This is a genomic window from Streptomyces sulphureus DSM 40104 (assembly GCF_000381025.1).
Lineage (GTDB): Bacteria > Actinomycetota > Actinomycetes > Streptomycetales > Streptomycetaceae > Streptomyces > Streptomyces sulphureus.
In genome coordinates this window covers 1-17634 of sequence record NZ_KB905822.1, presented here as the reverse complement: position 1 = coordinate 17634, position 17634 = coordinate 1, and the positions used below count along the sequence as shown (strand labels likewise).

Genomic DNA, 17634 nt, shown 5'->3' with positions numbered 1-17634 from the left:
GACCGCCGCGCCGATGCCGGTCGGTCAGGGGGTCGCGGCGGCGGTCATCTCGCGGCCCAGGGCCTCCCCGACGGCCTGCACCAGGTAGGCGCGCGCCTCGTCGTCCAGGCCCTCGTGGAACGCGAAGTGAACGCGGACGATGGGCTGCGGTCCGGCCGCCCAGGTGAGCGTGTGCGCGTCGGGCTGGAGCCGGTCGGCTTCGAGTCGGGCGGCCCACGCGGTGACGTCAGCGGCGTCCTCCGGCGACTCGCCGGTCTCCACCCTGGCGTCGGCCGCGGGGCGCAGGTCCCAGTGCGGTTGGGGCTCGGTGACGCTCGGCAGGGACTCGGAGCAGTCGTTGCAGCGGCGGGACTTCACCCACCCGGCGTCGGTGCGGTGCTCGCCGGTCACGTCCCACGACTCGTGTCGGCAGTCCTCTTCCGGGCCGCACCCGCCATCGTGGGCGACGCGCCGGTAGCAGGTGTACGGGAACTCCGTGCGGTCGAGGGTGGAGCCGCAGTACCGGTACTCGTCGACCGGGTCGGTCTGACCGACGGCGAGCTGTCCGGAGGCGGCCAGCGCGGCGGCGATCACGACCGAGTCAGCGACATCGCCAGGGAAGTCGGCGACGCCTCCGCCGGGAGTGTCCACGCCGCAGTCGCCGGCGTCGTTGGCAACCGCCCACACCGCGCCGGAGGGGTGCCGCAGGATCTCCAGCGGCCTGTCGTCGTCACCGGTCCATCCGGCGCGTTCCAGAGCCTCGGCGACGTCGAGGCGGCTGTTCCAGGTCATGCGGTGATCTCCAGTTCTCCGAGCGGGCGCCCGGCGTCGATGTGGTCGTGCAGCTCCCGCAGACGCGCGATGGCGCGGACGCGGTCACCGCGTGCGTTGAGGGCTCGTCGGGCGGCGGCCGGGAGCTGGCCCCAGCAGGCGCCGCACAGGTGCAGGCGGGACGGTTTCGGCGTCCGGCAGGAGCGGCACGGGGTCGCGGTGTACGCGCCGCGGGGGCGGGTGGCCATCAGGCGCCCGCCGGGACGAACGGGGGCTCGCCGACGCCGTCGCAGCGCTTCCCCGTCGAGAATCCCGCCTGGGTCATGCCGTAGTGCCAGCCCAGCAGCCGCTCCCGGGTGAGCTGGAAGTCACGGCTGCACGCGGAACATTCGCCGCGCTCCTTCGCCTTCGGCTCGTTGGTCTTCACTCGTGGTCTCCTTCGGTGTCGGGGTCGTACGGCTCGACGGGACCGCCGGGCCGCGGGTTCGAGAGGTGCCGGCCGCCGATGGCCAGGGCGCGGGCCACGGCACGCGCCCCGTAGCGGGCAGTCGCGGTGTCGTGTCCGTCCTGCTCGATGGCGCGCAGCACCTCGCCGGGCTCGACGCCTTCCGGCATCGGCCGGGCGGGGGGTCGGGCTGCGGTGCCGCACAGCAGGCACCCGTTCTCGGCGGTCGGGTCGACCGGGCCGCCGGGGTGCCGCGCGCACTGGTGGCCGCCCGGCTGCCTGCCCTGGGCTTGGAGCACCAGGCGGTGAGCGCGGTGCAGTTCGCCGGCTAGGTCGACGAGCGTGGCGTCGGTGATGTCGGGCCGGTTGCTGTACGCGCAGATGTCGCGCAGGGCACGGCCGATGGCGGGCAGCAGGTCAGGGTTCATGCGCCTACCGCCTCGCGCTCGTTGCCCTGGGTGGCGGGCCGCGGGTGCCTGTTCCGCCAGCCGTTCATGTGCTGGCCCACCTGGTGGTCGAGCTTCACGCCCCACACTCCGGCCCGAGCGAGCGTCGTCCGAAGACGGCGTTCCTCGGCGGCCTCGGCTTCCTTCCAAGCGTCCAGGGCGGCCTGAGCGGCGCTGTGAGCTTCGCCGTGGGCCTTCCACCGGGCGGCGGCCTCCGCAGCGGCGCGGGCGGCCTCACGGCGCTCAGCGTGGCGTTCCTCGCAGGCCCGGCACCGGCCGCCGTCGATGATCTGCCCGTCCTCGCATCCCGGGTCCGGGCAGTCCTGGGCGAGGATCGCGGCAGCCAGCCAGGAGTTGCGGTTCTTGATCCGGTCGCAGCCCTCGGGGTTCTCGAGGTCCCGGCGAGGAGTCGTGCACCCCGAAGCGGTGCAGCGGTCGCAGCCGCGGTAGTCGGCTGCCGCGCGGTCCTCGGCGTTCTCGCCGTACCAGCGCCGGTTGATGCGGGCGATCACCTGTTCCGGCGTACGGCGCGGGATGCCCGCTGACGCGTTGCCGTCGAGCAGGTCGTTGATCGCCCGGTGCAGGCCGGGGAACAGCTTGGTGCCAGGGCTGGCAACCGCGGCGGGGATCGCGGACCGCACCAGCTCGAACCCAGGTGACTCCTTGCGCGGCTGAGTCTTCGTGGTGCCGCGCCTCTTGGACGCTTTGCTCTGGGCGGGGGCGATCTTCGCGGACGCGGCGGAGCCGCCTTCGTCCTCGCCGGTTTCACCAGCCGCGCCGTTGCTCGCGCCCGCACGTGCGAAACCACCCGCACCTTGGCCTACGGCGTCAGGACCAGCGTCTTCGTCTTCTCCCATCGTCTTCTTGCTCACCGTCTTCTTAGAGACTCGGGGGTTCTCCGGGACCCGGGAAACCCCCGAGTCGGGGCCGACCTGCGACGATGCGGCGTTTCCCCAGGTCGGCTCCGAGTCCGGGTTTTCCCGGACTCGGGGGGCGCCCTTTTTGACCAGCTTTTCCCGCCGGGCTGCCGCCTTCTTGATGGCCGTCGCCGTTGGCGGAATGACCTCTACGCGGCGGGCCTGGGCGTCCTCGGCGCGGATGACTGCGAGCAGTTCCTCGACCTCGGCGTCGCGAGCGGGCGGGGCGAAGACAGCCATCTCGGTGCGCCACTGGTTCTTGGCGCCCATCACGCGGACCTTCACGACGTAGCGGGCGACCTGGAGCAGGCCCATGGCAGCAGCCATGGCGTCCTCGCCGTACCCGTACTGCCTGCCGATGTCGGCGAGCGTGATGTCCCAGCCGTCCTTGTGGCGCAGGAGCACGGTCAGAAGGCCGAGCGACGTCAGGTCCAAGTTCCAGGAGTCGTCGACTGTCTCGTTCGGCACCTGCGCGAACCGGGGCGGTCGTCCGCTCCGCTTCCTCATGGTGTCTTCTCTCGGTCGTACGTCGGGTGGATCAGGTCAGGCGGTCTCGTTGATCAACATGACGCCATCATAGCCTTTATGTACACGAGCGCTATATAGCCGGTTACCGTCTTCATGGCCGCCGAGTACACTGCCGCTATGACCGACACCAGGAATGAGCACGAGGAGCGGATCGCTGACGTCCGCAACTCCTTCGCCGACGCGGTCGGGCGAGCCCGGTACAGCGGCGAGGTCACCGTGCTGACCAGCCGCGGTAAGCGAGCAGCGGCGATCGTCCCCATGGACTTCTACGAGCGCGCACTGGAAGCCCTCGGCGAGCGCGCTGTGCCCGTCGAGAAGCCAGCCGCTTCCTGACGCCCGGCTCACCACAGGCCGTCCTCGACCGGGGCGGCCTCTTCCGTGTGTCCAGGCGCCCAGGTCACGATCTCGCCGCGCTCCTCGGTGAGCGTGGCCGTCGACCAGCAGGGCGTGCACAGCAGCCGCAGGAGGCCGTCCAGCGTCGACCGGTGGGCCGTCAGCGCCCGGTGGTAGCCGCAGCCCTGGCAGCGCCCCACGGACGGCACGGCGGCGCTCACGGCCGACCCCGGTTCTTGCGCCGGTAGGCGGACAGATCAGCGACGCCGGCGGGCAGCGAGGCGGGCAGCGAGGATGCGGCGGCCGGGCGCCGGCCGGTGCAGGTGGCGACGTGCGGCTTGTGCAGCTTCTCCCAGCCCATGAGCGGCAGTTCGACGGACGGGCGGCGCGATCGGTGCGTACCGGTGCCGTCCCGGTAGACCGCCGTGTTGCCGTCGTCGTCCGGGTGGGCGTCGATCAGGAGCCGCTTCCCGGCTTCTGTGACGGTCCACAGCACGGCAGCGCCGCACTGCGGGCACCGCATGGCCGCACGCATACATCTCTCCTCTCTCGACAGTGGGGGCGGGCCGTGCCGCCCTCGCAGCAACGGGGCGGCAGGGCCAGGGGCAGCCGGTCAGTCCGTGAACACGTCGGCCAGGTCAGCGGCGTACTTGCCGAGCCAGACGAGGGCGGCGACGACCAGCCCGACCAGCCACCACCAGGGCGGCGTCTGCGTGATCCCGTACGTGATGCCTCCGGCGACGCCGCCGAGTCCGGCGCCGAGGAGGAAGCGGGCCAAGGGGTCCGTGCGGGGTCCTTCTCTGCTCAGTCGCACAGGTCGACGTCGATGTCGACGCCGTGCCCGCGCTTGTGCTTGGTGGGCTTGCCGCTCGGCCGGGACGTGGCCGGCGGCTGCTTGCGGATGTCCGACCCGGCGGTCGCCTTCGTCCGGCGCGGGGCCGTCGGCTTCACCGGGGCCGCGGAGCGCGGCCGTACGGTCGTGGGCGCCTGCACCGCCGCGGCGGACAACGCGAGCCAGCCGCACGGCCCGCTCCCGTCGTCCTGGCCGTCGTCGACCGCTCCCGCGATGGTGAGGACCAGCAGGAGCAGCGCCAGGAGGGCGACGACCGTGACGACGACGCGCACGGCGCGTTCCGTGCCGTTCACGAGGAACGCGTCTCCCTGCCACCACGCCGGGACCGCAGCGTCACGCCGGCTTCCAGCAGCAGCGTCCGCGTCAGCCCGTACGACAGGCCGTGCTCGGCGATGAGGTCACGGATCGATGCGCCCGCCTCGTACTGCTCGCCGAACTGCTTCGCCATCGCGGTCCGCTCGTCGCCGCGCAGCCTCGGAGGGCGGCGCTTCACCTCGCCGCGAGCGCCGTGCTGGGCCTTCTCAGACTGCACCGTCGGGTCAGTGCTCATCAGGGGTCGTTCCTTCCGTTCGGTCGTTCAACGCGGCGCGGGCAACAAGCCCGGCCGCGTACGTCAGCAACTCCCGCAGGGAGCCGCGCCGCTCGTCACCGCTGGCCCGGGTCAAGACCAGGACCAGGGCGGTGACCGTGTCGCCGTCCTGGTTGGCGTGAGCGGTCACCAGCCGGGCGGCGAACTGCCGCTCGGGCCGGTCCTGGGCGTCGCCCAGGTCGTCGAGGACCCACATCTCGCCTCGGGCCGCGCTCAGCGGCCCGTGCAGGGCGACCAGGGCACGCACAGCGGTGCTCGCGAACGCCCGGCACGCGGCCAGGAGGTCTATGGCGTCGCCGCGCTGCACGAGCCGGTGGATCGCCTCGTCGACGTCGTGGAGATCTCCGGTACGCATGGCGTCTTCGGCCTCACACACAAGTAGCGTCAGCAACCGGGGACTCAGCACGTCACAGCTCTCCCTGCGCCCGGTAGACGGCTTCCGCTTCCTGCTGCTGTTCGGCCAGCGCTCCCTCGGCGCAGACCTTGTGCGCCGGGGACCGCTTGGAGTCGCGCAGGTGCGTCAACTTCCCGCAGTACCGGCACGGCCGGGCCTGGTCTGACCAGTGCGCCGACGAGGACCAGACCAGCAGCCCGCCCGGAGCCGGCGGCGGTCCGCTTCTACGCCGCCGCGGTGGCATCGGCCGCCTCCTTCGCGCGGCGCTCCTTCAACTCCCGCCGACGGCGCCGCTCAGCTTCCAACCGCGCCTCGCGCAGCATCGCGGCGCGCTCGGACTCGCTGAACCCGCCCCACACCCCGTAGGCCTCGCGGAAGGTCAGGGCGTGGCGCAGGCAGTCGACGCGCACGGGACATCGCGAGCAGAACGTCTTGGCGTACTGCTCGTCGGTCACGGTCGGGACGCCGCTCTTCCCGGCGGGGAAGAACAGGGCGGTCTCCTCGCCCTGGCACACCGCGTCGTCCGACCAGTGGTACGGGCGGGGCAGGCTGTCCGGGGCGTAGCGGCTGGGGCGCGGCATGGCGTTCGCTCCTTGTTCGTGGTCGGTGGTCCAGGTGTCCGGACACGTGGCGGCGGACATGTCCGGTCACGTGTCCGTGCAGGTCACCCCTCGGGTGGCTGTCCCGGCGGGTAAGTCCGGGTCCGTGTCCGGACGCTGTCCGGGCGGTGTCCGGCGTCTCCGGCGGGGTGTCCGCCGCAGGCCCCAGCCGAGCGCCGCAGCGCCCAGCAGGACCGGCCCCCACACGCGGCTCGTCGAGACCACCGCGCCGACGGCGGCGCCGTACGCCAGGAACAGCTCGACGAAGATCACGACTCGGCCCCGTCCTCGTCGCGCCAGCGCGTCACGGTTCGCTCGGCGACGCCGATCCGCTCGGCGATCTCCCGGGCGGACATCTCCGCACCGGTCATCTCGCGGCAGGCGTACCGCTTCTCCTCGTCCGTCAGGACCGGGCACGGCCCCCGGCCCGACATGGCCCGCTCGACCGCGATGAGGTCGATACCGCGGTGCCACGTCGAATCGGGGGGCATCACGCCGCGCCCCCGTCCTGGTCCCGCATCACGCGGTCCCGGAGGTGCGCGCCGGCCACGCACGACGGGTACGAACACCCGGGCCGCACGTTGCCCTCGGGCTCCCGCCCGTGGTGCCAGCGGAACGCAAGCCGATACGCCGTCTCCACCTGCGAGTTCATCGCCAGGACGGGCGTGCCACGGGCGCCGGTCGCGCCAGTCCAGTGCAGGTGACCCCCGTCTACGACGACGGTCCGCTCGCCGAACGCGGCCCGCCACGGGTCGGCGTCGAGCGCGGGGACGGTCTGGTCTCCGGTCATGACGTCACCCCACCGTCCGGCTCGATGCGCCTCTTGTTGGGCGAAGCGAGCCAGCAGGCCCGGCAGCGGCCACCCCGGTTGTGGGAGAGCTGCTTCCCGCAGTCCTCGCACCTGCTGCGGTTGCTCTTTCGATTACGGGGACGGCCCTTCTGGTAGACCGCGAAACAAGCCGCGTTGCAAAAGCACTGCTCTGACGTCTTCCGCCTGAACTTCGTTGCGCAGCCCTTGCACTTCACGGGAGCTGTCAGATCCCGGCCCTTCGAGGCGTTGAAGCACTGCTTCGTGCAGAACCGCTTCTGGCCAGCAGCCCCGGCGCGCGGGAAGGTCTTGCCGCAGTGCTCGCACACCTTCACGTCGTTCGTGCCGCGTTCCAGGGAGGACCGGTGGCGGGCGACCACGAGGAGGGTCCGCGGCTCGTCGGCGTCCAGCTCGGCCGCGCCGTAGACGGCCGTGATCTGCGAGTCATCCAGCCACGCGATGCCGTTAGCGGCGTCGCAGACGTGCTTGAGCATGTTGTCGACGTCGATGCGCTGCCGGTTCGGCCGGAAGAACACACACCCGAGGGCGAGGTTCCCAGTCCACGCATCCCGGAAGACACGACGGAAGTGCCATCCCGTGCGGGCCTCAGCGTCGGTGTCGGCCCTGGTCTTGTACGTCTTGCCGTTCCGGGAGAAGCGCGGGCGGCTCTTACTCGCCGGCTCGCCGAGGATCGTCAGCACCTTTACGTCGCTCGTGCCGGGAGCCAGAGCCTCGACGAGCCGCATGGCCCGCTCGTGATCGTGCCTCCTACCACCAGCGGGCAGGTAGCTGTCCTCCGTGCAGTCAGAGCGCGACATCGGGTCATCCGGGCCAGCCACCCCGAACAGCGTCGGCTCGCTCATCGCCGCCCCCGATCCGAGAGGCGGCTCAGGAGGCTGGCGGCGGCCGAAGCGGGCCACATCACGGCGAGGATGGCGGAGAACAGGCACGTTCCCACGGGGTTCGCGTCGAACGCGGTCCCGAGCCACGGTTCCTCACGGGCGAGGTGCACGATCCCGGCGGTGACGAGCGGGATTCCGACCGCCCAGACCACGAAGATGATCACAGCGACGGTGTTCACTCCGCCTCACCGCCGGCCGTCCACTCCTGCGGGAGCTGCGGGGCGTCACGAAAGTACGTGAGGACCAGGCGGTCAGGGTCCTCGGCGTGGCAGTTGGCTTCTGCCTCCATCCACCGGCCGGGGAGCTGGTCGGCGTCGAGGCCGGAGTCGTTCGTCACCTGGTCCATGAGGACGGTGACCGGCTCGCCCGGCCGCCACGCAGCGACCTCGATCCGGGCGGTGCGGGCCTTCTTGTCGACGTCGAGGACCTGCACGACGGTCGCGGCCCGCACGTCGTCCCGCGCCGCGAGGTACGTCCTGCCCAGCTCGGTGATGGCGGGCAGCGCGTTGATGATCTGGATCAGGCCGCGCACCTTGAGCTGGGGGGCAAGCACAGCGTCGCCCTGCGCCTCCCCGGCGTCGGCCAGCCTGCGGAGCAGCTTCTCCGCCGCCTCGTCGACGGGCATCTCACGGGCGAGTCGGGTGACGCGGACCTGCGCGACGCGCCACGACGCCGTGTGCCGCGTCGTCGCCGCCGAGCAGGGGCAGCCGTAGACCGTCTCCTTGTGCTCCTGCGGGGTAAGCCCAATGCACTCCATCACGCTGTTCCGGCCCCGGTCGCACAGGTCGACCGTGCAGCAGCCGCAGTTCGGGCAGTCCTTCTGCGGTGGCCGGACGTACTTCGGCCCGAACGATTCAGTCATTCGTCGTCCTTCGTCGTGGTCGTCTTGCACACCAGGCAGCGGCGGCGCCCGGCGTCGATTCGGTGAGGGGTGGTCCGGTCTTCGGCTGGGCAGTGCGCGTACGGCGCCCCCCGGTAGAAGCCGGCCGGGCGCGGCGCCGCCGAAGCTGCCGCGCGGCGCAGCGGGTTACGCATCGGCCCACACCCCCGGTCGCATCGGAGGAATCAGCGGCCAGTCGGCGCGCACGGTCAGCGCCCGGCGCTCCTTGCCGGGGGTCCGCGCGAAGTAGTCGCGGAGACCTGCCTGCTGCTCGGCCGCCCAATACACCTGCCGCTCGTGCAGCTCCTCCAGCGGCGTACGGATCATCCAGCGGTGCCGGTTGGCGATCTTCCAGGTGACCGCGCAGGCCGCGACCGCGTCCGCGCCGGAGTCGTGCGCCGCGTCGAGCGGCACCACGTAGTGACGGCACAGATCCTCAAGGCGGCGCCCACCGGGCCGGTACTGGTCGACGTGCTTGTCCAGCACGCGCGGGTCCAGAACCATCGGCACCGAGGAGGAGAACAGCGACTTCACGCCGTGCCGTTCGGCCTCGGCCTCGGCCCCGGCCGGGCGGCCCGCAGAGCGGGCCGCCGCGGTGGTGAAGCCGTGGACCTTCGTCGCCTCGGCGGGGATCTCCGCCCCGTCCGCGTCCGAGATCCACGTGTGCACCTGGTTGGGCAGGCCGCCGCCGTAGCGGACGACGGCGGCCGTCACGATCCGGTCCGTCTCCGGGTCAACCCCGGACGTCTCCAGATCGAACCCAGCAAGCGGGCGGCGGTGCCAGGTCACCGGCGGCGCCCCTTCCCGTTCTGGCGACGGGCCTTGCGGCTGGCGGACCGCCGGGGCTGGACCCGCTTGCGGGGCAGCGTGGCGACCCGCTGCGGCTCCTGTGAGCCCTCAGCCGCCTTGTGGGCCGTCGTGGCGTCAGCGAGGGCCTGCGCGTCCTCGTCGGGCGCGTGGAGGACCTGCGTCTGCCCGGCGTCGCCGGCGTCGTCCGCCTTGGCGAGCTGCACCAGCTCGGCGCTCATGGGCACGACCTTGTGCAACCGCCGCAGCGCCGACTTCGTCCACATGGCGTCGAAGTCGGTGTGCCAGAAGGAGTTGCACTTCCCGGACTCCTGCGCCCGCCGGTACGCCTGGCTGTACTCGTCGCGGATCTCCTCGGCGTCCTCCCGGGAGAGGACGACGACCTGCGAGCGGGCGCCGGAGGTCATCCAGCAGAACGCGTACGCGAGGATCGGCGCCCCGCGCTCGGCGCGCGGCTTCTCCACCGCCGGCTTGTGCGTGAAGTCGAGCGGCGCGGGGGCGGTGGGCTCGTAGTTCCACTCGTCGCCCTCGTAGATCAGCCCAACGTGGACGGACCCGACGCGGCCTGAGCGGTACATCAACTCGACGTAGCCCTGGTACATCGGCACGAAGACGGCCAGCTTGCCCTCGCGCTTGATGATGGCGTGCCGCCCGTCCGGGACGAGCCCGAACCGGGCGCACGTCAGCAGGGCTTGCAAGAGGCTCGCCGGGGTGCACGGGGCCAGGCCCGGCAGGATCGCCCGTACGGCCGCGAAGAACGCGCCCGTGTCGACGTGGGACGGAAGGGACTTCGTGAAGTGCGAGCTGTACCGCTCCAGCCACGCCAGGACGGCGTCGGTGGTCTCACCGCCCTCGGCCTGCTCGGCGGCGTGCAGCTCCTCGGCGGTGCCACCGTCGACGGTCTCCGCCCGCCGGGCGACGAGCTTCGGCTTCGGGGCGTCGGCCTCGACGGTGGCCGCGCGGACGCGGTCCTTCAACGTGCTCGGCATGGTCAGACTCCCTTCGCGGGCACGTTCAGCACCCGGGCGCGGTACTTGGCGTAGATGTCGGGCTTCTCTTCCTTGAGCCGGTCGAGGTCGAGGGCGGGCGCCATGTGCGTGTAGGCGGCGGCCAGTTCGGGCTCGGCATCGCGGAACTTCTTGCTGGCGAAGGCGCCGTTGGCCTTCCACGACCAGGCCGGCTTGCCGTCGGACTTGGCGACCTCGTTCTCGCCGGTCAGGCGGCGCATCTCGTTCTCGACGGTCCGCAGCTCCTCGGCCAGCTCCTTCGAGCGGGCCTTGAGGCCGGCGCGGCGGGCGCGCAGCTCCTTCGCCGTGGCGAGGTCGATCTCGGCGATGGCCTCGGGCCTGACCGACCACAGCTTGGCCAGCAGCTCCGTGGTGGCCTCCAGGCCGTCAGCCTCAGGCGGCAGCCCCTCGACGATGTGCCGCTGGTACCACCGGCCGCACGTGTCGACGAGCCAGCCGCACATCTCCTCGTCACGCTCGATGCGGTGCCAGCGGAGTTTGTTGCCGCCGACGAGCGCGGCCACGTACCCGTGGGACCAGCCGCCGACGGTGATGTACCAGTGGCACTGGATCGCCGGGGAGTCCGGGACGCCGTCCTCCCAGTCCTGGATCTGGTACTCGGACCGGTTCTTGCACTCGACCGGCCCGGCGACCCGCCCGAACGTGTCGAGGGCGTACCGGTCGACGTTCGCGAGCATCCACGACCGCTCGTGGTTGACGAGCGTCCCCGGCGGCATCGCGATCGGGACGCCGGACCGCTTGGAGAACAGCCCGGCGATGAAGTCCTCGATCTCCGTGCCGATCTCGGCGGACTCGTTGCCCTCGAACGTCGGTCGGCCGTGCTTGTCCTCGAAGACGTGGCGGGGGCCGCGGTACTTGTCCAGGCCGAGGATCGCGGCGACGTCCGAGCCGCCGATCCCGGCCCTGCGGGTGGCCTGCCACTCCGCCTCGGACGCGTCGGCGGGCAGCAGCAGGCGGGCGGTTGGGGCGCCCGACTCCTCAACGGGGCTGATCGCTGTGGTCACTTCGGGTCCTTCCGGAAGGTGTTGAGGCGGCGGGCGCCGGCCAGGGCTTCGATCTCGGCGGCGACGCGCACCGGGTCGGCGTTCGACCACCACGCGGTGGCGAGGTCCTTGCCGTTGCGGAGCGCGGCCGTGGCGGCGTCGAGCAGGGCGAGGAACCGTTCCGGGTGCTCGCTGGTGTCGGCGCGACGTAGGGCGACCACGTCGATGGGGCGCTGGTCGCGGGGCAGGTCACGCACTGGGCGTCACCTCGCGGCGGCAGACGCGGCACGGAAGGCTGACGAACTCGCCGTCGCGGGCCTGGTAGTTGATGCGGCCGTTGTCGCAGGCAGTGCAGGCGGCGCGGGCGGCGGCCAGTTCGGTGAGGAACAGCGCGGCCTGGTGGGCGGACATGTGCCCGCGGCGGTCGGTCAGCTCCTCCTCGACTCGGCGCGCGGCCTCCTGGTGGCCCTTCATGTCGAGGTACTGCGCGGCCTGCTTCGCGTGGAGCCCGGCGTACTCGGCAGCGGCGGCGTTCAGCAGTGCGACCGCCGCGGTGTACTCGCCGGCGTCGACCGGTGCGCCAACCGCACGCGCGGCGGCCTTCTGCTCGGCCTCCTCGATGGCGCGCACCCGCTCCCGGAACTCGGCCAGAACCGCGTCGTACACGTCGGTGTGGCCGCACGGGTTGTCCCACTTGTCGACCACGTACCAGTCGCCGTCCTCGTGGAACCGGTACGGCACCGCAGTACCGCGCGGCCCGCCACAGCGGGGGCACTCGGCGGCGACCTTCACAGTGACGACGCGGACCCCGACGTAGTCGCGGCCCGATCCCCGGTCGCACACGCGGTAGGTCATCGTCGACGGGCGCGGCTCCGGCTTCGGGAGGCCGGCCACGTACCGGACCCAGACCGCGGTCCCGTCGTCGTGGCGGGCGGCGTACGCCTCGAAGGTGCCGGGCGGCCCGTACGCGGGCACCCGCTCAGCCTGCGGGATACGGCGCGCAGCGGACCGGCCTGCTTCGAGCGACGGGTACACCGCCGCGAGGAGCCAGGTGCCGCGCTCGGCGCGGGCGCGCTCGGCGATCTCGCCGTGCTTCGGCGCGATGCGGGGGCCGCTGCGGGTCACTTCGCGCCCCCGCTCTCGCGGCTCGCAGCGGCGGCCTGCCGGGGCAGGGCGGCCAGCGCGCGGCGCGTCTTGAGCTGGGAGGGGTGCCGCAGCGGCGCGCACATACGGCACGTCCGCGCGTCGTGGGTTACGTTCTTGCTCACGGTGCCTCGATTTCGTCGTGTATTGAGGTGCCTGGCGATCCCGGCGGTCACGGCCCTGGCCGGCCTGGCCGTCCGGGATGGCCGTCAGGAGACGGCCTTGCTCCGACGACGCGCGCCCGAGGGGCGGATCGTCATGAGGTTCGGGAGAGCGGCCTTCGAGTCCGGCGATTCCTCGGGGACGTCCTCGGTGAGGACTCCGTCCGGGAGCACGGTGCTCATGGCCTGGATGAGAGCCAGCTCGCAGTCGCAGAACGCGACCGAGCCGCCGATCTTCTGGTGCGGGAGGCGGCTGATGTTGTTCTCCAGCCAGCGCCGGAAGCACTTGAGCTTGCTGGCGGCCTCGTCGTAGTCGTAGTTCTGCACGGTCGTGCAGCGGCAGTACGTACCGCGGTGCTGGTTCACGCCGGGACCGCCTTCCGCTTCCGGCTCGCGTGCTGCGCGGGAACCGTGCCGAACGGTCGCGTGGTGCGGCCGATCACCAGGTCATCGAGCGAGCAGCCGTACGCGTCGGCGACGGCAACGAGCGTGGTGAGCGAAGGGACGGTGCGGCCGGACATCAAGCGAGAGATCGTCGACTCCCGCAGTCCGGTCCGCAGCGCGATGGCGTAGAGCGTGATGTCGCCTGCCGCGGACGCCCTCTTGGTCAGGACGTCCACGCGGAAGCGCGCCGTGTCCATGTGACCCCCTATTCCTAGCTTGCACGTATGCAAGTCTTGCGTGCAAGCACAACTTAGACCAGTAGCTTGCGTGCATGCAAGTGGGGGTGCATGGGTGACAGTGGGGTGAATTTCTACGACGCCGCCCCGGCGTACGCCGCCCCCAGCCTGGGCACTTCCAGATCAGCGGCCCCGACCTGCGGTTTTGCATGCATGCACGCCATTCCTCTTGACGTGCTTGCGCGCTAACCTCCGATACATGCGGAGCATGGAGACCACCCAACTCGACGACGCCGAGTCGACGGCGAAGAGGTTCGGCGAGCTCATTACGCGGCTCGCCATCGAAGCCGGCTACAACCTTGACAGTGGCGGCGGCGGAAGATCAGCACTGGCCCGAGATACCGGCATGAGCGCCTCCGCTATCGGCCGGATGCTCAGCGGACGTTCCCTGCCGATGCCTAGCCAGCTTGAGAGCATCGCGCGCGCAGTCCGGACGGACGTGCGAACTCTCCTGGTCACCGCAGGGGTGATCTCTGAGCATTCCTGGCCACACGCCACAAAACCGGATGTACTGTCTGTGACCCAACAGTCACCATCCCTCTCCCCTGAAGCCGCAGCAGACGCCTGGGGCATCACAAACCCCGGCATCCGGTCCATGTTGCTAGCCAGCATCGAGCAAGCGATTCGACTCCAAGAGGCCAGCTCCCGGAAGGTCGAGCGGGGGGAGACAGCTACGAGGGAGTAGGTTTGCGCAAGATCGCCACCGCGACGGCATGCGGCATGGCCACCGGAGTTGTGTTCACGGTAACCACCGTCGAAGACGTACCGACACACGGTGCAGCCGCTCTCCTTCTGTCCCTCGCGAGCCGGGTCCTCCCGGTGATCATCGCTACCATCCTCATCACCTGCGCCTTCCAGAACTGGATGACCAAGCGGGAAGCCGCTGAGGAGCAACGACGCAGGCAGGAAGAGCAGCTTCAGCAGCGAGCCAACCACCTTGACCTGCGCGAGGAAGCCCTCAACCACGCGAGAGAAGCCATCGAAGAGCGCATCGCGCTACTCACCAAGCACCTCGAAGAGAACCAGATCGAGCTCCTGACTGAACGCGAAGGCCGAACCAAGCTGCAAACCGACTACGATGAGCTGGTTGAGGAGCACAATCGGATGGTCATCGACGTGCTCCAACACCGCGCGGACGCCTTCGCCCGCCCAACTGCCGCTCCCGTGAATCCTTCCGCGCCACTGGCGTCGGTTCGCCACATCGTGGTGCGGCAATACGACAACGGCGTTACGCAGCACGAGCTGCGTAACGCCGTCGATCCGCACACCGGGTAGAATGTGCACCTCGCCATTCGAGTCCCCTGTCAGTAGGGGGTTGGCAAGGTCAACCCGGCGAGACGAGTTAGACCCCTTCCCGCTGCCCCTTCACTGGGTTCATTCCACAGACCCGAAGCGCATCGGATTTGGCGGAAGCGTACGCCGCCTGCACCTCATCGCGGTTCAGCCCCCACGCGGCGGCCTCCGTCACCGGCCGCCCGGTGCCCCACGACGCAGACGACTCCGCCGGCTCATCGGTGTGGCCGGACTCGAAGTCCCACAACCACTCGCCACGCAGCTCGTGTGCCTCCGGCCCGGCAGACAGCTCGGTGCCGTCTGCGGCATACACCGTCGGCCCCAGTCTCCACACCCACGCTCGATCCGGCAGCTCGGCGCGAACGTCCTTGAGCCCGTTGCCGACCTTCGTCACCCACCAGTCGGTCGTCCACTTCTCCACGCGGACCGCACCACCGCGCTCTGTCGCCCAGCGGGCCGCGATCTCCTCGGCGTGCTCGACATTCCAGAATCCGGCTGTATGCGGCCCCATGTGCGCGACGTACAGGGACTTCCCCGGGTCCCGCACCGGGACGTTCTCCTCGAGGACCTCGGTGCCCGAGCTCAGCCCGTCGTAGCCCAGCGCACGGTCGATCGTCGCGAGGGCTTCCGCATGCGCCTGTGGCAGCAGGTGTCCGTACCGGTCAGACGTCGTCTGGATGCTCTCGTGCCCGAGACGGCGCTGCACATACGTGAGGCTGTGCCGGCCGTCGGACAACAGCGCCGCGACGTGGCTGTGCCGAAGGTCGTGGAACGTTGGCCGCTTGAAGTCGGGAATGTGCCCTTCCTCCTGAGCGGCCTTCACGGCTCCCACCCACCGATCGTAGAACGTCGAGTAGCGCAGTCGCTCACCATGCCCGTTGTGGAAGATCAGGTCGGCTGACGTCATCTCGGCCAGACCCTGGTCCAGCAGCTCGCCCCACACCCGCTCGGAGACCTCGACCGACCGGCGTGAGCACTTCGTCTTCGGCTTGCCGAGGTAGTGCCCGCCATCCTTCTTCCACTTCCACGCCCGGGCCACCCGCAGCTTGAACTCCCCGTCGGCCGCATGCACCGCGTGCCGCTTGGCCAATGCGGTGATCTCGCCCCACCGCATCCCCGTACCGTAGGCCACGCGGACGAACCGCCGGTCCTCCTCCCGCTTGAGGCAGGACACGATCCCGGCAACTTCCTGGGGCGTGAGGAACTCCATGTCGTCGCCGCCGTCGTCGTCATCGTCGACACCGTCGTCGTCAACCCGCGGCAGCCGGGTTAGGTCGCACGGGTTTCGGGCACGCAGCGGCGGCTCCTCCAGCATGGCCTCATTCAGGATCGACGACAGCAGCCCGTGCAGGTTGCGGAGTGTCTTCGACGACATCGCCTTATGCGTGGAGCCGCGCCATACCTTCGTGTTGGCCATCGCGTTGACCCACGCCCCGACGGTCGCCTTCGAGAAGTGTTCAGGGCTGCGGACATCGCAGTTCCCGAACGTCGGGAACACGTACGTCTCCAACTCCTTGAGGCTCGCTGCCCGATAGCGCTCTTCGACGCCGGTCCGGTTCTTCAACGAGGCGCTGGCGTACGTGGAGAACACGAACCGGTCCTCGACGCCCGCGGCCGGGTCGATGTACCCCTTGCCCTTCACCCAACCCGGCGGCCACTGCTGCCCATGCTCGTCAACAGCCGCCTTGAAGACCTGTGCTGAGTCTTCGTCGTCGAACCGCTCTGTCTGGAACGGCGCTGAACGAGCCCCGCCCGCCCGCCACTTCACCTGCCAGCTCGTGACCTCGCCAGCCCTGTTCTTCCGCCTCGCGATGTACGCCATGGCAGGAGAATAGGCGCACCGTGCGCCCGCCGTGCGCCCAAGTCCTCAGATCGACCGCATGAGAACCAGCCATTTTCGCAGGTCACAGCGGCGGTCAGGTAGGTGCCCGGAGCCGGACTCGAACCGGCACGGCCCGAAGGCCAACGAGGTTTAAGCTCGTCGTGTCTGCATTCCACCATCCGGGCACCGGCTCCTGGAACGCATCGTGCGCCGCGGGACGCACGTGGCCCTCCCCAGGGCGCGGGGATGAGCCTATCCAGGGTCATCCCCCGAACTGCGAAGCGAGAGACCGATGTTGTCTTATTTTATTGGCAGCTGATGCACCGTCAGCAACCGCACCGCGTACTCGTAGCCCTGTGAAGAGGGCGAGCGTGCAACAGCCCGCGAAGTACGGAATGACGGAAAGTCGCCGCTCGTCTGGATCATGGTCAGCCGCCCGTTATTCGAACCGTCGGGCCCGGCATCGAAGCGGAGCGCAAACCACCGGTTCGGGGGCCGTCGGCCGCCGCAACTCGGGGCCGTGTGTCATACCGGGGTAGGACGCCGCTGTGCCGGCGTACCTCCGAAGGCCCCCCGGAGAACGGGAGCTCGGACGGACTGCTCGGCCGCCGGTCGACGCGAGGATGGTGGGGTTCCAGGAAGCACGAGACGGGAGCCCACCGTGACCACGAGTACCCAGTCCCAGCCCGCACCGGGCGGTCCCGAGACGCGGTCCGCCGTGCCTGCCGCACACGCCGTCGAGCTGTCGAAGGTGTACGGCGAGGGCGAGACCCGCGTCGTCGCGCTCGACCGGGTCACCGTGGAGTTCCGGAAGGCCGAGTTCACCGCGATCATGGGGCCTTCCGGCTCGGGCAAGTCCACGTTGATGCACTGCATGGCCGGGCTCGACTCGGTCTCCTCCGGTCGCGCGATGATCGGTGAGACGGAGATTACGGGGTTGCGGGAGAAGTGGTTGACGCGGTTGCGTCGGGATCGGGTGGGGTTTGTTTTTCAGGCGTTCAATCTGCTGCCGACGTTGTCGGCGTGGGAGAACATCACGTTGCCGATGGATATTGCGGGGCGGAAGCCTGATCGGGCGTGGGTGGAGCAGGTGGTAGCGACGGTGGGGTTGGGGGATCGGTTGCGTCATCGTCCGGGGCAGCTTTCGGGTGGGCAGCAGCAGCGGGTGGCGGTGGCGCGGGCGTTGGCGTCGCGGCCGGAGATTATTTTCGGGGATGAGCCGACGGGGAATTTGGATTCGCGTTCGGGTGCGGAGGTGTTGGGGTTTTTGCAG

The 17634-nt window shown here is 70.4% G+C and carries 30 protein-coding genes and 1 tRNA gene; 4 read left to right on the top strand and 27 right to left on the bottom strand.

Going from position 1 to position 17634, the window contains the following annotated elements; genetic code table 11:
* Positions 1-24 precede the first annotated feature (24 nt).
* Genes F603_RS33600 through F603_RS0124270 form a run of 5 tightly spaced genes read right to left on the bottom strand, consistent with a single transcriptional unit; the run spans position 25 to position 3065 of the window.
* Positions 25-771, bottom strand: a complete 747-nt coding sequence (locus tag F603_RS33600; protein ID WP_019548541.1) for a hypothetical protein — start codon at positions 769-771, stop codon at positions 25-27.
* Positions 768-998 carry a hypothetical protein gene (locus F603_RS0124285; protein WP_019548540.1) on the bottom strand — a complete coding sequence of 77 codons (231 nt, stop codon included), beginning with the start codon at positions 996-998 and terminating at the stop codon, positions 768-770. Before F603_RS0124285 ends, F603_RS33600 begins: the two co-directional genes overlap by 4 nt.
* Positions 998-1177, bottom strand: a complete 180-nt coding sequence (locus F603_RS0124280; protein ID WP_019548539.1) for a hypothetical protein — start codon at positions 1175-1177, stop codon at positions 998-1000. The genes F603_RS0124285 and F603_RS0124280 overlap by 1 nt, the downstream gene beginning before the upstream one ends.
* Positions 1174-1623, bottom strand: a complete 450-nt coding sequence (locus F603_RS33595; protein WP_051096346.1) for a hypothetical protein — start codon at positions 1621-1623, stop codon at positions 1174-1176. Before F603_RS33595 ends, F603_RS0124280 begins: the two co-directional genes overlap by 4 nt.
* A complete protein-coding gene (locus F603_RS0124270; RefSeq protein WP_158678684.1) occupies positions 1620-3065 on the bottom strand; it encodes a hypothetical protein in 1446 nt (481 codons plus the stop codon). The genes F603_RS33595 and F603_RS0124270 overlap by 4 nt, the downstream gene beginning before the upstream one ends.
* 138 nt (positions 3066-3203) lie before the next feature.
* Here F603_RS0124270 and F603_RS32795 point away from each other — a divergent pair, with 138 nt between their 5' ends.
* Complete coding sequence (locus tag F603_RS32795; protein ID WP_158678683.1) at positions 3204-3419, top strand: type II toxin-antitoxin system prevent-host-death family antitoxin; 216 nt, start codon at positions 3204-3206, stop codon at positions 3417-3419.
* An 8-nt stretch (positions 3420-3427) separates the two neighbouring features.
* On the opposite strand, the gene F603_RS0124260 is transcribed toward F603_RS32795, so the two are convergent.
* The 20 genes from F603_RS0124260 to F603_RS32775 form a co-directional block, all read right to left on the bottom strand.
* A complete protein-coding gene (locus F603_RS0124260; RefSeq protein WP_019548536.1) occupies positions 3428-3640 on the bottom strand; it encodes a hypothetical protein in 213 nt (70 codons plus the stop codon).
* Positions 3637-3954 (bottom strand): hypothetical protein, encoded by a 318-nt coding sequence (locus F603_RS0124255; protein ID WP_019548535.1) that lies wholly within the window; start codon positions 3952-3954, stop codon positions 3637-3639. The genes F603_RS0124260 and F603_RS0124255 overlap by 4 nt, the downstream gene beginning before the upstream one ends.
* Before the next feature lie 78 nt (positions 3955-4032).
* Positions 4033-4197: a hypothetical protein gene (locus F603_RS35205; RefSeq protein WP_019548534.1), complete on the bottom strand. Its 165-nt coding sequence runs from the start codon at positions 4195-4197 to the stop codon at positions 4033-4035.
* Positions 4198-4223: 26 nt separating this feature from the next.
* Positions 4224-4565, bottom strand: a complete 342-nt coding sequence (locus tag F603_RS0124245; RefSeq protein WP_019548533.1) for a hypothetical protein — start codon at positions 4563-4565, stop codon at positions 4224-4226.
* Entirely contained in the window at positions 4562-4822 is a 261-nt protein-coding gene (locus F603_RS36070; protein ID WP_019548532.1) for a helix-turn-helix domain-containing protein, read from the bottom strand. Before F603_RS36070 ends, F603_RS0124245 begins: the two co-directional genes overlap by 4 nt.
* Positions 4812-5216: a hypothetical protein gene (locus tag F603_RS0124235; RefSeq protein WP_158678682.1), complete on the bottom strand. Its 405-nt coding sequence runs from the start codon at positions 5214-5216 to the stop codon at positions 4812-4814. The genes F603_RS36070 and F603_RS0124235 overlap by 11 nt, the downstream gene beginning before the upstream one ends.
* A 263-nt stretch (positions 5217-5479) precedes the next feature.
* Positions 5480-5836: a WhiB family transcriptional regulator gene (locus F603_RS0124225; protein WP_078503745.1), complete on the bottom strand. Its 357-nt coding sequence runs from the start codon at positions 5834-5836 to the stop codon at positions 5480-5482.
* A 287-nt stretch (positions 5837-6123) separates the two neighbouring features.
* Positions 6124-6348, bottom strand: coding sequence for a helix-turn-helix domain-containing protein (locus F603_RS0124215; protein ID WP_037956888.1), 225 nt, complete (start codon positions 6346-6348; stop codon positions 6124-6126).
* Entirely contained in the window at positions 6345-6644 is a 300-nt protein-coding gene (locus tag F603_RS33590) for a hypothetical protein (protein ID WP_019548526.1), read from the bottom strand. Before F603_RS33590 ends, F603_RS0124215 begins: the two co-directional genes overlap by 4 nt.
* Complete coding sequence (locus F603_RS34295) at positions 6641-7525, bottom strand: RusA family crossover junction endodeoxyribonuclease (RefSeq protein WP_078503739.1); 885 nt, start codon at positions 7523-7525, stop codon at positions 6641-6643. The genes F603_RS33590 and F603_RS34295 overlap by 4 nt, the downstream gene beginning before the upstream one ends.
* Positions 7522-7743 carry a hypothetical protein gene (locus F603_RS0124200; protein ID WP_019548524.1) on the bottom strand — a complete coding sequence of 74 codons (222 nt, stop codon included), beginning with the start codon at positions 7741-7743 and terminating at the stop codon, positions 7522-7524. The genes F603_RS34295 and F603_RS0124200 overlap by 4 nt, the downstream gene beginning before the upstream one ends.
* A complete protein-coding gene (locus tag F603_RS0124195) occupies positions 7740-8426 on the bottom strand; it encodes a hypothetical protein (RefSeq protein WP_019548523.1) in 687 nt (228 codons plus the stop codon). The genes F603_RS0124200 and F603_RS0124195 overlap by 4 nt, the downstream gene beginning before the upstream one ends.
* 165 nt (positions 8427-8591) lie before the next feature.
* Positions 8592-9233 (bottom strand): exonuclease domain-containing protein, encoded by a 642-nt coding sequence (locus tag F603_RS0124190; RefSeq protein WP_019548522.1) that lies wholly within the window; start codon positions 9231-9233, stop codon positions 8592-8594.
* Entirely contained in the window at positions 9230-10240 is a 1011-nt protein-coding gene (locus F603_RS0124185) for a RecT family recombinase (RefSeq protein ID WP_019548521.1), read from the bottom strand. The genes F603_RS0124190 and F603_RS0124185 overlap by 4 nt, the downstream gene beginning before the upstream one ends.
* 2 nt (positions 10241-10242) lie before the next feature.
* The gene (locus F603_RS0124180; protein ID WP_019548520.1) at positions 10243-11283 is read right to left on the bottom strand and encodes a YqaJ viral recombinase family nuclease; all 1041 of its coding nucleotides are present in this window, start codon (positions 11281-11283) and stop codon (positions 10243-10245) included.
* Positions 11280-11519, bottom strand: coding sequence for a hypothetical protein (locus F603_RS0124175; RefSeq protein WP_019548519.1), 240 nt, complete (start codon positions 11517-11519; stop codon positions 11280-11282). Before F603_RS0124175 ends, F603_RS0124180 begins: the two co-directional genes overlap by 4 nt.
* Positions 11512-12387 (bottom strand): hypothetical protein, encoded by an 876-nt coding sequence (locus tag F603_RS0124170; RefSeq protein ID WP_019548518.1) that lies wholly within the window; start codon positions 12385-12387, stop codon positions 11512-11514. The genes F603_RS0124175 and F603_RS0124170 overlap by 8 nt, the downstream gene beginning before the upstream one ends.
* A complete protein-coding gene (locus tag F603_RS35200) occupies positions 12384-12530 on the bottom strand; it encodes a hypothetical protein (RefSeq protein ID WP_158678681.1) in 147 nt (48 codons plus the stop codon). The genes F603_RS0124170 and F603_RS35200 overlap by 4 nt, the downstream gene beginning before the upstream one ends.
* Positions 12531-12614: 84 nt before the next feature.
* Complete coding sequence (locus tag F603_RS0124160) at positions 12615-12932, bottom strand: hypothetical protein (RefSeq protein ID WP_019548516.1); 318 nt, start codon at positions 12930-12932, stop codon at positions 12615-12617.
* Positions 12929-13207, bottom strand: coding sequence for a helix-turn-helix domain-containing protein (locus F603_RS32775; RefSeq protein ID WP_019548515.1), 279 nt, complete (start codon positions 13205-13207; stop codon positions 12929-12931). Before F603_RS32775 ends, F603_RS0124160 begins: the two co-directional genes overlap by 4 nt.
* A gap of 247 nt (positions 13208-13454) precedes the next feature.
* Here F603_RS32775 and F603_RS0124150 point away from each other — a divergent pair, with 247 nt between their 5' ends.
* Both F603_RS0124150 and F603_RS0124145 read left to right on the top strand, forming a co-directional pair.
* Entirely contained in the window at positions 13455-13931 is a 477-nt protein-coding gene (locus tag F603_RS0124150; RefSeq protein WP_019548514.1) for a helix-turn-helix domain-containing protein, read from the top strand.
* A gap of 2 nt (positions 13932-13933) precedes the next feature.
* The gene (locus tag F603_RS0124145; RefSeq protein WP_019548513.1) at positions 13934-14521 is read left to right on the top strand and encodes a hypothetical protein; all 588 of its coding nucleotides are present in this window, start codon (positions 13934-13936) and stop codon (positions 14519-14521) included.
* Between the two features lie 67 nt (positions 14522-14588).
* Here F603_RS0124145 and F603_RS0124140 read toward each other — a convergent pair whose 3' ends face one another.
* Together F603_RS0124140 and F603_RS0124135 are read right to left on the bottom strand one after the other, a co-directional pair.
* Complete coding sequence (locus F603_RS0124140; RefSeq protein WP_019548512.1) at positions 14589-16361, bottom strand: tyrosine-type recombinase/integrase; 1773 nt, start codon at positions 16359-16361, stop codon at positions 14589-14591.
* A gap of 103 nt (positions 16362-16464) precedes the next feature.
* Positions 16465-16546, bottom strand: a tRNA-Leu gene (locus tag F603_RS0124135).
* Between the two features lie 533 nt (positions 16547-17079).
* Here F603_RS0124135 and F603_RS32770 point away from each other — a divergent pair.
* A partial coding sequence (locus tag F603_RS32770; RefSeq protein WP_245600900.1) for an ABC transporter ATP-binding protein occupies positions 17080-17634 on the top strand: 555 nt, incomplete at its 3' end.

Bases quoted from the DNA above. Each gene is read 5' to 3' on its own strand.
- F603_RS32795 (WP_158678683.1), top strand. From the start codon at position 3,204: ATGACCGACACCAGGAATGAGCACGAGGAGCGGATCGCTGACGTCCGC.
- F603_RS33595 (WP_051096346.1), bottom strand. From the start codon at position 1,623: ATGAACCCTGACCTGCTGCCCGCCATCGGCCGTGCCCTGCGCGACATC.
- F603_RS0124225 (WP_078503745.1), bottom strand. From the start codon at position 5,836: ATGCCGCGCCCCAGCCGCTACGCCCCGGACAGCCTGCCCCGCCCGTAC.
- F603_RS0124195 (WP_019548523.1), bottom strand. From the start codon at position 8,426: ATGACTGAATCGTTCGGGCCGAAGTACGTCCGGCCACCGCAGAAGGAC.
- F603_RS32775 (WP_019548515.1), bottom strand. From the start codon at position 13,207: ATGGACACGGCGCGCTTCCGCGTGGACGTCCTGACCAAGAGGGCGTCC.
- F603_RS36070 (WP_019548532.1), bottom strand. From the start codon at position 4,822: ATGAGCACTGACCCGACGGTGCAGTCTGAGAAGGCCCAGCACGGCGCT.
- F603_RS34295 (WP_078503739.1), bottom strand. From the start codon at position 7,525: ATGAGCGAGCCGACGCTGTTCGGGGTGGCTGGCCCGGATGACCCGATG.
- F603_RS0124255 (WP_019548535.1), bottom strand. From the start codon at position 3,954: ATGCGTGCGGCCATGCGGTGCCCGCAGTGCGGCGCTGCCGTGCTGTGG.
- F603_RS0124185 (WP_019548521.1), bottom strand. From the start codon at position 10,240: ATGCCGAGCACGTTGAAGGACCGCGTCCGCGCGGCCACCGTCGAGGCC.
- F603_RS33590 (WP_019548526.1), bottom strand. From the start codon at position 6,644: ATGACCGGAGACCAGACCGTCCCCGCGCTCGACGCCGACCCGTGGCGG.
- F603_RS33600 (WP_019548541.1), bottom strand. From the start codon at position 771: ATGACCTGGAACAGCCGCCTCGACGTCGCCGAGGCTCTGGAACGCGCC.
- F603_RS0124150 (WP_019548514.1), top strand. From the start codon at position 13,455: ATGGAGACCACCCAACTCGACGACGCCGAGTCGACGGCGAAGAGGTTC.
- F603_RS0124140 (WP_019548512.1), bottom strand. From the start codon at position 16,361: ATGGCGTACATCGCGAGGCGGAAGAACAGGGCTGGCGAGGTCACGAGC.
- F603_RS0124270 (WP_158678684.1), bottom strand. From the start codon at position 3,065: ATGAGGAAGCGGAGCGGACGACCGCCCCGGTTCGCGCAGGTGCCGAAC.
- F603_RS0124235 (WP_158678682.1), bottom strand. From the start codon at position 5,216: ATGCGTACCGGAGATCTCCACGACGTCGACGAGGCGATCCACCGGCTC.
- F603_RS0124285 (WP_019548540.1), bottom strand. From the start codon at position 998: ATGGCCACCCGCCCCCGCGGCGCGTACACCGCGACCCCGTGCCGCTCC.